Below are 13,975 nucleotides of genomic sequence, written 5' to 3'. Positions count from 1 at the left end.
TGGCGACCGCATGAGGGGTACGTGCAGAATTCACCAGATTGGGCGAATAGACGTTTGATTGTCGCTTGGGTTGGGTGAGCCACTGTTCCTCCTGCCAGGACCGCAGCGATGCCGATTGACAACAGCTACGCAGAATACGTTAGCTGTTGACCAAAAATGATCAACTACTGATTGCCGCTCTGGCGCGCGCTGCTCCATTCTGGGCGGCTTAAGCCGTAACGGGACGCAAGGGAGGCCCGCCAAGGCGCGTTCACGCAAACGGGCTGCGGAGAATGGGTGATATCGGGCAACAATCGATCCTGCCTAAAGCTGGATTTTTCGGATCGGTCCCATTTATGAATACCGCGCAATCCCGGCTATAGGCTCAAATCACGGCCCGCGACCTTGTCACCGTCCCACCTATGTCCGAATCCGACAACTTACGACATTTTCAAAGCTGCTGTGTACCATCAATGTGTACCAGTGGTGTGGCATGTCGTATCTGATTCGACGGACTGCAACGTACTACTTCCGTTGTCGTGTCCCCCTCGATTTGATAAAGAGCTTTGGACGGTCTGAAATCCGTCACTCTCTTGGAACACCAGACCATCGTTCTGCAAAGCGGTTGTCATCGTGGTGCTACACCGCCAGCCAAAACTTTTTTGACAAAGCTCGCAGAATGACAGAGGACAAAGGCGTACTCATTGAGCGACTCAAGCAAGAGTTGCTGAAGTGTCACGATGCGCTACTGGAAACGCTTAACGCATATGATGAGCTTGAATCTCGACATGAGAATCTGAAGGGCCAAGTTCGTCATCTGCTAAAGAGCCGTGAGACGGTCGATAAATTAGCCGATAAAAGACTTGCCTTAGCCGACGAAGCTCTCGAAGAGGCTTCCAGTAGCCTGGATGACCTGGGCAGCGATCTGGCATCCCTTCAACGTCAAATTCAGACTGCTGAATCTGCTTCTGCCCTGGCTGGTGCTGAAGCGGTAGTGCCATTGCATGCAGTGGTCCTGCGCCCATTTCAGCACGGCGTTGCTGGTCAACTCGGTGCCGTTGTCGGACACGATCATCTCCGGCTTGCCGCACCGGGCCACCAGCGCCGTCAGCTCGCGGACCACCCGTACGCCCGAGATCGAGGTGTCGGGCACCGAAGCCAGGCACTGGGATACCGAGTACAAGGCGCGATGGCTCGGCCACACCGTCCCATTTGGAGCTGTGTGGCCGTGGCTGGGGTAACTTCTTCTGCTCGGCCGAACCTGATGGCTTGACGAAATTGATCATTCCTCATTTCCTAAGCAGTCAATTCGCTTGCCCCTCTCCTCGAATTCCAATTTCCCCACGGCCTCAGCCAGAACGGACAGCGAGTAACCCTTCCCGTAGCTCCGCCCCACATGAGGGGCCACATGGCCGGTCAGGGCATCGTGGATTGCTTCCTCGATTCCGGCGGCGCGGCAGGCATCCTTGAAGGCGTGACGGAAGGAGTGGAACACCTTGCGCGGATCAATGATGCCGATCTTGGCGGTGTAGCGCCCCCACCACTTGGACCACGCCGCCGTGGTCTTGCCGCGCGGGTCGCGAAGCAGGTCAGGAAACACCCGCGTCTCCCCCCGCTTCCGCAGAGCCGCCACGTGGACCAGGAACCCGGCCTCGATCACCTTGGGATGCAGTGGCACCCGGCGCCGTGAGCCCTTGGTCTTGAGGGATTGTCCCTCCGCCAGATCATTGATGTCGAGAAAGGCGATGCCGTCCTCTTCCTTCACGTCGGCCAGGGTCAGTTGCCCCAATTCCTCCAGCCGACAGCCGGTATGGAGCCCCAGCCGCGGCAACCAGAAGCAGGCATCCCGAATGACCAGCCTGCCCAGCGCCCACCGCCTGGACTCGGAGGTGCAACCGGTATAGAGCGGCGAGGAGAAGATGGTCTTCAGGTCCTCGCCATCGTAGGGCAGGCGGCGCAGTTTGCCGTTCTCAGCTTGGGTCGGCTTCAGGCCGGCGGCGGGATTGCCTTCCAGGTAGCCGTTCTTGGCGCACCAGCCGAGTACCGTCTGGAGCATGCCCATGGTCTTGCGCACCGTGGTGAGGGACACCCGTTCCACGCCATTGCCGTCCAGGCCCGCCAGAAGCCGGGGCAACGGCATTTCCCGCTCCTTGGCCGTCATCCGCTTCGGCATGGCCATGAGCGCCTCCTTATAGGCTCGGACATCAGCCTTGGTGATGGCCGCCACGGGGCGGTCGTCACCCACCACCTCGCGGAAGCGCCGGATGGCAGCCAGGAACTCGATCCGGGCCTGGGGGCGCAAACGACGCTCGGAATCGTAGCGCTCGAAAGCCTCGTTCAACCGCAAGCCATCGGAGGCCGGCTCGGGAGAGGGATTTGGAATATTGAACGCCCTGCGGACAGCGGCCTCGATCAATGCCGCGAGGTCAGGAACCGCAGGTGATATCGACGATGGCTGAGCCAATGCCTCCCCACCTTTCGCCCGTGCCAGCAGGTTCTCCGCCTCGACGGCGTGAACCAGGGCCAGACGTCGGGCCTCGCGGCGGTCGCGGGTCTTCAGCGAACGAACGATTTCGCAGCGCCCGATGGCAGTGCGCAAGGCGGCGGGAACGGCGCGGCGGAACCAATAGATGCCGGTGCGGGGATGGCGACGGAGATAGGCGGTCGCGGGCATTTTGGAACACTCCTTTGGAACACTGGAGTGCCGATCAGCCGTTGATCTGTCTGGATGTCGCGGTTTTCCTCGTGATACGAGGAGATTTGGCGTAGGAAAGGGAGCTGACGTCCAACCCTCTCTTTCTTAGAATCAATCTGTTACCCTGTTATGGGTGTGCTTGATATGCACAGCCCATCGAAATAGGAGTTCCTTTCACTTCTTGCACTGGAGCCCTACTTATTCACAGAATAGTTTACCGATTTCATCGAGCGACATGTGGCGGTAACGATCCCCCATTTCTCCTATGCCAATGGCTCCGTCGAACCAACGCCCGTCCGCGCGCTGTCCCACCACGCGGTGTTTCCCGTTGTGGCAGTCGACACGGTAATACTGGATTTCCCCGACCTTGTCGGCTTTTCGCACATTCTTGATTCCCACCATTTGGACGTTTGTGGAGGAAGATGGCGAGGAAGGCCGTGAATGATCGGCACCGGCCTTGCTTGGGCTGCGATCAGGGCTGGAGGAAACAGGATCCGGCGCACCCCAAACAATCTCTTCCCCGATGCTGCTGCGGGCCGTCCACGAGGAACGGACGAAGCGCAGCGGCGAGGAGGATGCGCCGTGTGCGCTGATGCTGTCGATGACGGAGGCGTCACCGCTGGACAGAGTGCAGCGGAAACGTTGGTAATGAAGAATCTTTTCTTTAGGAACCTGACGCCCTCCGGTACCGAGCGATAAACCGAGGAAATCGAAAAACCCGACGGACGTGCTTTCGCTTTCTTGTCCGTCGTCTACGCATTGGGCGTCGGCGACCAGATCCATCGAAGCTTTTTTTGACGATATTCCCAGATGGAATTGCCGTCCATCGACCCTTTCTTGGACGGAATAGCCTGTCTTCATGAAATGGTATCGGTTCTCTATGGATGCAGGAAACGACTGTAGAGAGGCGGTTTTCGCGAACCCAGGGATATTGGCGACGTGTTCGAAAAGGCTGCGGCGATCGCAATCCCGGCATTTCTCCACCAAAGCCGCATAACCTGGAACGTCACTCAGACTGGTGACAAAGACGCCAAGATAGGCGCCGAAGACATCGCTTTCGATGCCTTCCCCGCCTGATGAGGTAAGGCCGATGGCGCGTTGGAGATGTGCTCGGTTCTGTGTGGCGGTATAGGCGTAATAATAGCCACGGACGCCACCCTTTTGCAGAAAACGCTGTAAGGCTACCTCGCGATAGCGGAGGAACCATTCGCTGCTTCGAATGCTTTCTTCACCAAAAGCCTGATGCAAGTCGTCGATGGAGCCGCCAACCGTGAAGCGTTCAAGGTCGCCGGGGTTAGGGCCAAGCCGATAGGCCTTGAGGAAATCGTGCGCCTGTCCGCTCTGGGCGCCATCACGCCGATATATGGTTTGTAACTCTTGCCTGCTACTATCCCAGGTGCCGGGATCAAGCCGGGTTTGACGTAAGGAAAGTAGGGTTTCAAACTGCTGGCGGTTCGCCCCCTGCCGGGCGATCTCGAACATTTTACGGATAAAGGCCGGATTGCGCCCCGTGCCGTTTTGATGCATCTGAAGGCAGGCGTTGAAATCGCCCTTGCGGAAGCATTTGACCTCGATCTTGTCATCCAGGCCCTTTTCGTACTGTTCATCGAATAGCCTGTCGAACTCCTCCTGCTCCGCGTCCTCTCCCCCCGATGCGCTTAGGACAAGCACAGCCACAGCCGCCATCGCCACTCTGCCCAGGCATTGCGCCGCAGTTCGGGGGGGAGGGGGTTTCATTTCGTTTTCTTGGAGCCGGTCGCGGGCTTGGGGCCACCGGTGTCGTTCCGGACAAGGCGGATATAGACCGGGTCTGCGACTTTGCCGCTCCGGCTGCTACGCATGCTGGAGACGGCTTCGGCGGGCACATTCGGGTTCGCAAGGCCGGAGCTGAAATCGACGGTCCAGGCCAATTTCCCAAATTTGCCGAAAGCGGAAGCCAATCGCCCCAAATCCTGTTGTTCAATCCGCGACGTCAGATAGGGGGCGCCTTCGCCATAGAACACCGAATCGAATGTCGGCTGGGCTAATTGCCGGGATTGGCCGGATGACAATGGTTCCGTGCAGCTCTCTCCATCCGCCAGTGGGGTCGGCTTGCCGTTCGAGCAAATGACCAAAGACTTCAATTCCTCTGGGGTCGGCAGACGCCAATCGACTTTTCCCGCCACTCCCCCATTCTTATTGAATTCGCTGACCATTTTTTGCGCATCCGCCACACCGCCATTCACAGGCTGCGGCTGGGTGGCGCATTGGTACTGGTTGAGGTTCTGCTGCCCCAACGAGCATTGCATCCATTGCAGGCCAGTCGCCCGATCTGAAATGGTGCCGTCGTTGTTGTCGACCAGGGTCGGACGCAAGGGGATGGGGCGCTCAGGCCTTTCGAAGGAAACGAAATAGCCGAAGGTGCGGTCTTCAAAATTGCATCGCGTCATAACGGTATCGGTGTTGGCGCAATCGGCACTGATACCAAGATAGGTGTTCTTGCGCCCTTCAGGATCCGGGAACAGGCGGATACAGGGCATCACGGTGAATGCGGCCTTTTCGACACTGTTGATGGCGACGCACAACATGTCATCGACGCGGCCATTAGCGGCATCGACCTTAGCTTTTTTCAAAAACCATAGCCCTTGAGAATAAGTTCGCGCTTCTCGGTCTTCGTAAAGCAATCGTCCATTTTTCGCGAACAGGAACATTTCATCCGTTCGCACGAGGCTTTTTCTGCCAGTCGTCAGTTGGCCCAACTGCTCGGACGTCAACGGCATCTTTGAAACGTCGCGGGAAGACGAATTGGCACCGCCGAACAGGTTCAAGCCGCCCCTCTGCGACTGATCCACGGTGACACAGGATGCCGCAGTGCATAGCATGGCAATGGCAGCGATTGCCTTGACGGCAAAATGGAATCTCATCAGGCATCCCTTTCCGTGTCTGGATATCCGGGTCATTTTCCGCCTCGCATCTCGCCCTGGCTGGGCGAGGGTGTACTTTCCAGGCTGCCAGCCGGCACCATTTGCGGCATTGCGCCCTGGGTCGGTTTGGCCATTATCTCCCCCTTGCCGTCGGGCGGCATGGGGTGATGGCGCAGCACCAACACCGCGGCAAGAGCCGCCGCCAGGACGGCGCCACCGACCCACAGCCAGGGTGTCCAGCGCCGAGTTGGCCTGTCGGGCTTCGCATTCGGCGTTGCCGTTACCTGTCCCAGTAAATCCGCCGGTACTGCCACCAATCGGGCCGCGACGGCGTCCACCAGTTCCGCCGAGGCGGCCATCTCCTGGTATTCCTGGCCATCAGCGGCCAGGGTGCGGTCAAGCCGGTCCTGGGCTTCCCCATCCAGACCGCCATCCAGCCGTGCAGCCACTTCCGCTGTGGTTTCCCGTGCCGTGTTCGTCGCCATCGCACCGTCCATGACCCGTGCCGCCACTTCCGCCGCCACGGCCTTATCCGGGCGGGGGGCGTCTGGGTCGATCAATCCGAGGATCAATTTCGTCTCACGGTTCATTAGACGGACTCCCGCCATTTTTTGACCGTGGGATGCTCGGATAAAATATCATGCAGGCGGACCATGACCTTTTGCCTGATCTTGTAGACCTCCGTAACTGGCCGTCCCATCAGGCGGGCGATTTCGCGCGCCGGCAACGGTTCGGCACCGTCCAGGGCGATGCGCAGATACAATGCCTCGGTGGCGGGCAGGGTGTCGATCAGATCGGTCAGAATGGCGGCCACCCGCGACAGCAGGGCCTCTTCCTCGGTGTCCAGGGCAGACTGTTCGGGCGAAGGGGCTGGGCAAGCCAAACTTTCCCATTGCGGCCCGTCCAATTGCACAGGCCGCGGCTTGGCCACGGCCTCGCCACGGCCCAGGGTGCGCCGCACGATGTCGATGGCCAACCGGTCCACGGTATGAAGGACGAATCCACCGAAGCTGCCGGTGCCCTGATAGGCCCGCAGCCGCCGGAAATCGTCTTCGACCAGCCGCAGGCAGATTTCCTGATAGGCGTCGCGGCGTGCGTCGTCCTGATCGTCGCCGGGCAGGCGGCGGGCGACGATGCGACGGATGTCGGTGGCGAAGAAATGCTCCAGCGCCGACCATCCTTGCTTGCTGCCCTGGACCAGATTGCCCATCAGGCGCTCGATCAGGATTTCCCGGGTCAGCAGGATGACGAAGGTCTCGATCCGGCTGGAGCCGTCATAGTCGCGCAGACGCCGGAAGCCGTTGGCGCGCAGACCCGCCATGGTCAGGGCAAAGGCGTCTCGGGCTCCCACCTCGTCGCCCTCGAGGATCAGGCAGGCGGTCCAGACGGTGTCGGCAATGCGCCCGACCAAGTTTTCCCAAGCTTGCGGTCGCGCGGCGGCAACGTCGCGGATCAGGCGCAAATCGTCGGCATGGGTCACCGCCATGGCGACGCCCCATGAATGAATGCCGTGACCACCGAACCGACCATGCCGTGATACTGCCCCCAGCCCCACAACCGGTTTTCAGTATGTGCGAGCAACATCATGTCGGCAAGGCATGCATTCATTCACATTCCCACGGATCGGTCCAATGCTTGGTAAATCTCGACCTCGTGCCTCGCCAATTCAGGGGATCGCTCCAGATAGTTTGCCACCACTCCCATCTGCACGCGGAACAAATCACCGCGCGTGCCGACCAACGATGGGCCGTCGACCTGCTGCCACTCCCGCAGCTCATCATGAAAGGCCTGAATGATTTGGGGCAACAACGTGGCTGGAAGCGGCGGAAAATCATGCCGCCATGCTTGAACTTGCCGCATAACTTCACGTCCCACGACAAATCCGACAACGGTGCCTCCCAGCAGGACGGCCGCCAAATCGGTGATCCCGCCGCGTGGAGGGGCCAGGGCGCCCAGCAGCATGGAAGAAACACACGTCAACACCGTCGCCAACTACGCCAGTCCGCTTTGGGTTTGGCTGGGCCGCATGATTGTCAGCACTATTCGGTATTCGGCGCCCCGCCATAGCAGCCAGCCGATGCGCGCGGCAAATAGCCCCGCCCAAAGCAAATGGAAAGAGACCGACGCCCAAGGCAAAACCGGCAGATCGTAGATGCCGGCCAGCACGACATGCCACCCGACGGCGCTCAACCCCAGCGGCAGCCAGACAAAAAACCCGCCTTCCCAACACGGCCAGCACCATCGATCCGGTTCGGCCAATCCTGGACAGGCCCGCAGGTGTGTTCTCCATGCGCCGTTCCTACTCGTCCCGTGGCCGCTCCCGCCAAGCTTTCAGAAATGATCCCGTCAGCCGATGGAAGACATAGAAGACGATGCCGACCACCAGCCAGTCGGAACCGTCATCCCAACGCAGATGGATTTCATCGTCCAGCCACAGAACGCATAGCAATGCCGTCGCCAGCGCAGCCATGCCGAGGCGGACCCAGTCCACCCCTAGAAAGCGGCTGCGGCGCAGGGCCTGCTCGGTCTCGATTCGCTGAAACTGCTGTGCGGCGAAGCGCAAAAGCTCCTGGTCGTGTTCCTCGGCGACCACGGCCAGGGGGATTTCGGGCTGCGGCAGATCGCAATGGCGGCGAATGACGCGGTCCAGATCGACGGCGATGTGGTGGCCTTGGAAACTGGAAACCTGGCGGGCGTCGCATGGCGCGGCCAGGGGAATCATGGTCTTGCTGGAACCGCCCAGAAGGCCGCGCGTAGCCACATAGGGGCGGGTGCGGGGATTGCCGAAAGCGTCAAAAAAGGTATCGACGCCGCAGCCGGTGATCTCGGCATAGGCGAAGCGTTGAACCCGGCAGGGACGCGGACCGGCGAAAAAGGCGACTTCCAGGTAATCCTCACCCTCCGCCACCCGCAATCCGGCCTTCTCGCCGCGCCGCATGCTCAGCCATGTTCCCAGCAGGCCACGGCCCAGGAACCAGATCATACCGCCGTTCGACAGCCAGACCACCACCAGCGCCGTTTCCGGCGGCCCCTTCAAGGCCACCTCCTTGATCGGCAACAGCACGAACAGGGCGCCGAAAACCGCCAGGGCGATCATGGGCCACAGCTGATCAGCCACGCTGAATTGGGCTTCGTGGAAGGCGAAGATGGGCGCGGGTGTTTCTGGTTCAGCCGTCATGGCGTTTTCCGGCCCTCCTGGCGGGGGGATTCATCACCTCCATCCCCAGCAGCAGACGATAGAAGCTCACACCCGAGGCCAAGGTCAGCAGGATGATGACGATCAGGCTGGTCCGGGGATAATCATCCAGCCACGGATGAAAAAACCATTTGTTCAGTTGAAAGATCACGGCGAATGCGGCCCAGGCGCAGCCATTGCTGACCACATAGATCATCAGCACATATTCCTGTAGATCAACGGAATCGCGCAGTGCCTTCAGGCTCAGCCCATCGCGCATCCAGATCACCAAGATGAAAACCGGCAGCAATTGCACCAGAAGCAGGCCGACAATGCCGATCCCGGAAAAATGCGGCACGCCCAACGCCTCAAGCACCCCGCCGAAATGGAGCATGGTCTTGCCCCCGATGGTCGAGGCGTAATCGTAAACAGCCACAATCAACAGCGGCGCCAGAATGGCGAAGAAGCGGCGGCGGCGGGCGGCAGGATAGGGCGTGCTCCAGTTGGATATGAACAATGTCGAGCGCAACGGCAGCCTTCGCCTGATCCATGCCGCGAACGGCGGACTCAGCAGATAGGCCACCGCCAGCACCCAGCCGCCCTGATCGGGCGACAGCCCCGCCACCGCCAGCATCACCACCAGCCAGATTCCATAGAACCGCAGGGAAAATCCCAGACATTGGAAGGCGTTCAAGGTCTCCCATCGTCCGAACGGCAGGGCCGAGAAGATCACCCCGGCGATCAGCGCCACATACCCGGCACCGGAAGACTCAGCGTGCAGCCCCCAGGCCCCGGCGCCGGGCAGCAGCAGCATGAAGCCCAGCCACAACGCGCCCACCCGGCCCCAGCCGTCATGACCGTCGGGCGCCCGCCAATCCACCCGCAATAGCCCGAACGAACCGCCCACCATGCCGAGCAGGGCGGCAATGGCCGTCACCTCGTCGCCCCAGCCCAGCCGGTTCATCATCGGCAAGGGACCGAGGGCGGCAATGACGGCCCAGAGCAGCGGCGGCAGCAGGAAGGCGAAGCGGCGCTCGCGTTCCGTCTTGGGATCGGACAGCGGCCACCAAATCATCCGAACATCCACCGCCACCATGCCGCCAGCCGGGCGAACGGAGAGGGCGGAGTGCGCTCGGGTTCTGCGAGTGGCGGCACCCGATCTTCCGGCGGCAGCGGGTAAACGTCGTGGCTGGGAATAGGCTTGGCATTACGTTCCTTGGCCGCCGCTTCCATCTTGCCGCAGGCGGTGGCGAAGTCGTCCCCTTCCACCTCGTGCAGGGCCGAGATGAACCGCCACAGCGCCGAGCCGCCAAAACCGTCGGGATCGGAAAACTCGCTCCCGCGCCAGCGGTCACTTTGCGCGTCAAGCCCCGCGATCACCAGGGCGCAGAACGCCGCCCAACTCTCAGCCTCGGCATTGTCGAGGATGGTGTCGGCGGCCTCCCGCGCCTCGCGCACCCACGACCCGGCGCGGGGGCCGTAATGGGGCGTGTCCAACTCGTCGCGGAAGCGGTGGGCGACGGAGTGGATCTCCTGGCGCAACGCGGTGCGCCAGGAAATCGTCGTATTATCTGAACGTTGTGACACGGACCACCTCTTACCCCATGTCTCGCTGAGCGGAACTGCCCCTGAAGCCCCCAAACGGCGGGCTGGTGTCGTCGAAATCATTGTCGCCGACGCCATGGCTCGTATTGTCCTTTGAGCTTCTCCAGTTCTCGCCGAGCGGCACTTGCCAGGATTTACGGCAATGAATCGGAATGCCGAGACAAACGTCCCCCGCCGGTCGGACGCGTCTATTTGCCTTACTTAATATCTATGCAATCAACCTCAGCATCTGCCTTTCGAATGTCAAGGTAGCGGACCTGGGTCTTTTTTATCTCTTTAAATACGTTTGTGATAATAACCTTCTTATCATCAGGTCCAACCATCGTCATTTCAGAATAAGTCATGGATTTTCCAGGTAAAATATGCTGGCAATTTGATCGTCTGGTGTAATCTTCATTTTCAGCGGCTTGCTTTTTTTCTCGCTCCTCGCGGAAAGTTCGGTCTCTGGCGTCCTGGCGGGCTTGTCGTTCCCGATCTTGCTTGTCGAATTCGACCACGCGACTACCATTGCGATCCAAAATAACCGGGGGGCTGCGTCTGTCGATCTGCGCAATGAACAGGCCATTGGCACACGGAACCATCGATTTATATTTGTCAGTTGCGACAATACTTCCGGACACGTCAATGATTGCATACATTCCGTCGAACTTAACGCTGGTTCTTTCGAAAAGAAAATCATCGGCATCGTCAAATGTCGGAGGCATCACCTCTGATCCATCTTTTGATATATATCCGTAAATACGATTTTTTTCGATACGCGCCAGTCCATTTTTAAAGTTAAATGCAAATTCAAATTTTGGGGAAATAACCATCTTCCCCGACGCATCAATGTATCCGTATTTTTCATTGAGCTTAACTCTTGCCAATCCTTCCGAAAAATCATTGGCACTTTCATACTTTGGGCTGATGACGGTGCGTCCTGACTGGTCAATAAATCCATAAGACGAGCCAATCTTAACTGCCGCACGCCCTTCAGAAAATTTTGATGCTGACTCAAATTTCGCAGGTATTTTAAATTTTCCTGTTTTATCTATAAACCCAAACTTGCCACTGGAATCTTTTACAGGAGCAAGTCCAGAGACGAACGTTCCAGGATAGTTCAGTTTCGGAGGGATGACGACTTTCCCGGCCTTGTCAATGTATCCAAATAATGTTTCACGATTTATGGCGCTTCCAGTCGCTTTTCCAAAGTTTGCAAGGCCGTCGCTGAAATTTCCAGCCATATCATATGTGGCAGGGATAACCTCATTTCCCGCCATATCAATATAGCCGTATTTTCCGTTCTTCTTGAAGTACGCATAACCTTCTAAAAAATCTCCAACTTCTTCATATATTGTGTCTATAACCATCTTTCCATGCTGATCGATAAAACCAGATTGGTTTATTCCTTCAATTTTGATCGAACACAATCCGTTGTTTGATGCCGCCCACGCAGAGGTGGTCGCGCTGCTAAGGACAAGCGACGCCGTGAAGATCGCGGCATGAATTTTATAATTCATCTTTAACCACCTTCGCTTTGTATGAATTTTGACGACTTGCCTTTGTTCGTTACCGCCACGCCACCATCTCTTCCCTATCCCCCCGCCAGTGCCGGTGATTGATGCGGGCGGCTTCGTGTCGCGTGTTGCGCTTGACGATGGAGCGGGCTTCCTGGCACACGCGCCATGCGCCATGCGCCATGCGCCATGCGCCATGAAAATATCTTGGCCATGGCGGCTATGGGCGAATGAAAAATTCCACGGCGGACCATCGCTTTTCACCGGCCAAGCACGCTGTATCGGCTCATTTGAGATTACCGCAATGTGCCACATCGAATGTAGTCGGGGGATCAAGATAGCGAACCATTGCCTCATTGCGCACATCATAAACCCTCGCAATTTTGACTCTTCTGGTTCCTGCATCCGGGGCGGTCGGATTCGTGTAACTCATTGTGTCGCCGTTTTTCAGGCCTTTGCAGATCGATTTTGCAATGAACTCTTCAAGGTCAACCACTTCTTTTTTGTCTTTTTCTTCGCGCGCGACACGCTCTTTGGCGTTCTGGCGCTCCAATCGCTCCTGTTCATTTTTGTTAAATTCCACAATGCGCTTGCCACTGCCATCAAGCAGCAACACCGCTCCATCCTTCTTTTCTTGCGCCACAAACAAACCATTTTGGCAATGATACAATGATGAGTACATTGCTTTTATGACTGTATCGCCAGACTTGCTGATATATCCGTAATAAATGACATCACCTGACTTTGGTTCAAGGCCAATTTTTGCCAGTCCTCGAATGAATTTGTCGGCGCTATAGAACTGAGGTGGAATGATAGCCGTGCCATAATTATTAATATAACCCCATTTATTTCCTTTTTGTATACTTGCTATGTTTTCTGAAAAATCATCGGCACGGTCAAATTGTAAGGGGATTTCTGCTTTGCCGGTTTTATCTATATATCCCCATTTATTGTTTATCTCGACGACCGCCATTCCATTGGAAAAGGATCGAGCGCTCGAGAACTGCCTTGCGATAATTTCTTGTCCAGATTTGTCGATATAGCCCCATTTATAGTCGCGCAGAATCGGCGCCAAGCCTGAGGAGAAGTTTTCTGCATGGGCGAACTGGGGCGGAATAACCGTTTGTCCGGTGGGATTGATGAAACTAACCTTGCCACCACGCTCGACCCAGGCCAGCCCCTCATAGAAGCTTCCAACATAGTCTGTCGTTAGTGGGGGGATGACCACTTTTCCAGATTTATTGATGTATCCTCTGTACCCATCTATCTTTACCGCCGCTAATCCTTCCGAGAATTCGGAACTTTCCTCAAATTTGGCGGAAATAACTTCTTCGCCGATACTATTGAGGTATCCGGCCCGACCATTCCGGCGAAACGCCGCTAGCCCTTCAGTGAAATCTTTTACGTCGTCGTAAATCGGGGGTATTACCCATTGCCCCCGACTGTCGACGAATCCTTCCTTTCCGATGGCAGGTAGCGCGACCCGGCAAATATTGACCTTGTCCAGTTGCTCTTCCGCCATGGCGGCTGACGTATAGGCCAAGACGCAAGCTGCCAATGACAGAACGGTGTTTATTTTGTACACGTCTCGCCCTCCGTCGATGTTTGTATGAAAGTGACTAGGCCGTAAACTCATAAACAGGCTTCCCCTTCGTCGCGCGTCGTGATTCAACGATTCCCTCTGGCACGGAGGGCATTGATGGCACGGCGGCGGTACGAGTTGACGGATCACGAATGGTCGATCATCGAGCCCTGACCTGCCTTGGAAGTTTCATCCGGCCGTAAGTAGAGCCTTGGGCGAAGTTACGCCGTGTGGCGCGGTCTGAGCAATGGGGCCGGGCTCGGAGCCCCGGAGGGGCGGAGAGGCCGGCCCCATTGCTTTGAGTTTGGCAGCGTGGGCCGCCGGTGTCTGGTAGCCCAGGGCCGAGTGCGGCCTGGTCGTGTTGTAGTCGGCGACCCAGGTGGCGATGACGGCGCGGGCCTGGGCCATGCTGGTGAACACCGTTTCGTTGAGCAGTTCGTCGCGCATGCGGCCGTTGAAGCTCTCGACGAATCCGTTCTGCATGGGCCTGCCGGGGGCGATGTAGTGCCATTGCATGCAGTGGTCCTGCGCCCATTTCAG

13 protein-coding genes and 1 pseudogene are annotated in these 13,975 nt (G+C 57.9%); all 14 read right to left on the bottom strand.

Going from position 1 to position 13,975, the window contains the following annotated elements:
* Positions 1-970 precede the first annotated feature (970 nt).
* A pseudogene (locus tag CP958_RS13065) lies at positions 971-1,147 on the bottom strand (IS3 family transposase); the annotation flags it as partial.
* A 114-nt stretch (positions 1,148-1,261) separates the two neighbouring features.
* Complete coding sequence (locus CP958_RS13060) at positions 1,262-2,653, bottom strand: site-specific integrase (RefSeq protein WP_096702398.1); 1,392 nt, start codon at positions 2,651-2,653, stop codon at positions 1,262-1,264.
* A 219-nt stretch (positions 2,654-2,872) separates the two neighbouring features.
* On the bottom strand, positions 2,873-4,360 hold the full coding sequence (locus CP958_RS13055; RefSeq protein WP_096702397.1) for a hypothetical protein: 1,488 nt from the start codon (positions 4,358-4,360) through the stop codon (positions 2,873-2,875).
* Between the two features lie 47 nt (positions 4,361-4,407).
* Complete coding sequence (locus CP958_RS13050) at positions 4,408-5,577, bottom strand: DUF1566 domain-containing protein (RefSeq protein WP_170958969.1); 1,170 nt, start codon at positions 5,575-5,577, stop codon at positions 4,408-4,410.
* A 32-nt stretch (positions 5,578-5,609) separates the two neighbouring features.
* Entirely contained in the window at positions 5,610-6,167 is a 558-nt protein-coding gene (locus tag CP958_RS13045) for a hypothetical protein (protein WP_141400512.1), read from the bottom strand.
* Complete coding sequence (locus CP958_RS13040) at positions 6,167-7,063, bottom strand: sigma-70 family RNA polymerase sigma factor (protein ID WP_096702394.1); 897 nt, start codon at positions 7,061-7,063, stop codon at positions 6,167-6,169. Before CP958_RS13040 ends, CP958_RS13045 begins: the two co-directional genes overlap by 1 nt.
* A gap of 122 nt (positions 7,064-7,185) precedes the next feature.
* On the bottom strand, positions 7,186-7,539 hold the full coding sequence (locus CP958_RS13035; protein WP_141400511.1) for a hypothetical protein: 354 nt from the start codon (positions 7,537-7,539) through the stop codon (positions 7,186-7,188).
* Positions 7,540-7,569: 30 nt separating this feature from the next.
* A complete protein-coding gene (locus CP958_RS26415; protein WP_170958968.1) occupies positions 7,570-7,743 on the bottom strand; it encodes a hypothetical protein in 174 nt (57 codons plus the stop codon).
* A 133-nt stretch (positions 7,744-7,876) separates the two neighbouring features.
* On the bottom strand, positions 7,877-8,755 hold the full coding sequence (locus tag CP958_RS13025) for a hypothetical protein (protein WP_096702391.1): 879 nt from the start codon (positions 8,753-8,755) through the stop codon (positions 7,877-7,879).
* The gene (locus CP958_RS13020; RefSeq protein WP_096702390.1) at positions 8,745-9,827 is read right to left on the bottom strand and encodes a hypothetical protein; all 1,083 of its coding nucleotides are present in this window, start codon (positions 9,825-9,827) and stop codon (positions 8,745-8,747) included. Before CP958_RS13020 ends, CP958_RS13025 begins: the two co-directional genes overlap by 11 nt.
* Positions 9,824-10,339: a hypothetical protein gene (locus tag CP958_RS13015; protein WP_141400510.1), complete on the bottom strand. Its 516-nt coding sequence runs from the start codon at positions 10,337-10,339 to the stop codon at positions 9,824-9,826. Before CP958_RS13015 ends, CP958_RS13020 begins: the two co-directional genes overlap by 4 nt.
* Before the next feature lie 215 nt (positions 10,340-10,554).
* A complete protein-coding gene (locus tag CP958_RS13010) occupies positions 10,555-12,210 on the bottom strand; it encodes a WG repeat-containing protein (RefSeq protein ID WP_170958967.1) in 1,656 nt (551 codons plus the stop codon).
* Positions 12,140-13,438 carry a WG repeat-containing protein gene (locus tag CP958_RS13005; protein WP_170958966.1) on the bottom strand — a complete coding sequence of 433 codons (1,299 nt, stop codon included), beginning with the start codon at positions 13,436-13,438 and terminating at the stop codon, positions 12,140-12,142. Before CP958_RS13005 ends, CP958_RS13010 begins: the two co-directional genes overlap by 71 nt.
* A 186-nt stretch (positions 13,439-13,624) precedes the next feature.
* Positions 13,625-13,975: transposase (locus CP958_RS13000; RefSeq protein WP_242442884.1), on the bottom strand; the 351-nt coding region annotated here is incomplete at its 5' end.

Source organism: Magnetospirillum sp. 15-1 (assembly GCF_900184795.1).
Taxonomy (GTDB): Bacteria; Pseudomonadota; Alphaproteobacteria; order Rhodospirillales; family Magnetospirillaceae; genus Phaeospirillum.
This window is presented reverse-complemented; position numbering and strand designations above follow the sequence as displayed.

Excerpts from the sequence above, each read along its gene's own strand:
- CP958_RS13020 (WP_096702390.1), bottom strand. The coding sequence starts at position 9,827 with ATGATTTGGTGGCCGCTGTCCGATCCCAAGACGGAACGCGAGCGCCGC.
- CP958_RS13050 (WP_170958969.1), bottom strand. The coding sequence starts at position 5,577 with ATGAGATTCCATTTTGCCGTCAAGGCAATCGCTGCCATTGCCATGCTA.
- CP958_RS13035 (WP_141400511.1), bottom strand. The coding sequence starts at position 7,539 with ATGCTGCTGGGCGCCCTGGCCCCTCCACGCGGCGGGATCACCGATTTG.
- CP958_RS13045 (WP_141400512.1), bottom strand. The coding sequence starts at position 6,167 with ATGAACCGTGAGACGAAATTGATCCTCGGATTGATCGACCCAGACGCC.
- CP958_RS13010 (WP_170958967.1), bottom strand. The coding sequence starts at position 12,210 with ATGAGGCAATGGTTCGCTATCTTGATCCCCCGACTACATTCGATGTGG.
- CP958_RS13060 (WP_096702398.1), bottom strand. The coding sequence starts at position 2,653 with ATGCCCGCGACCGCCTATCTCCGTCGCCATCCCCGCACCGGCATCTAT.
- CP958_RS13055 (WP_096702397.1), bottom strand. The coding sequence starts at position 4,360 with ATGGCGGCTGTGGCTGTGCTTGTCCTAAGCGCATCGGGGGGAGAGGAC.
- CP958_RS13040 (WP_096702394.1), bottom strand. The coding sequence starts at position 7,063 with ATGGCGGTGACCCATGCCGACGATTTGCGCCTGATCCGCGACGTTGCC.
- CP958_RS13025 (WP_096702391.1), bottom strand. The coding sequence starts at position 8,755 with ATGACGGCTGAACCAGAAACACCCGCGCCCATCTTCGCCTTCCACGAA.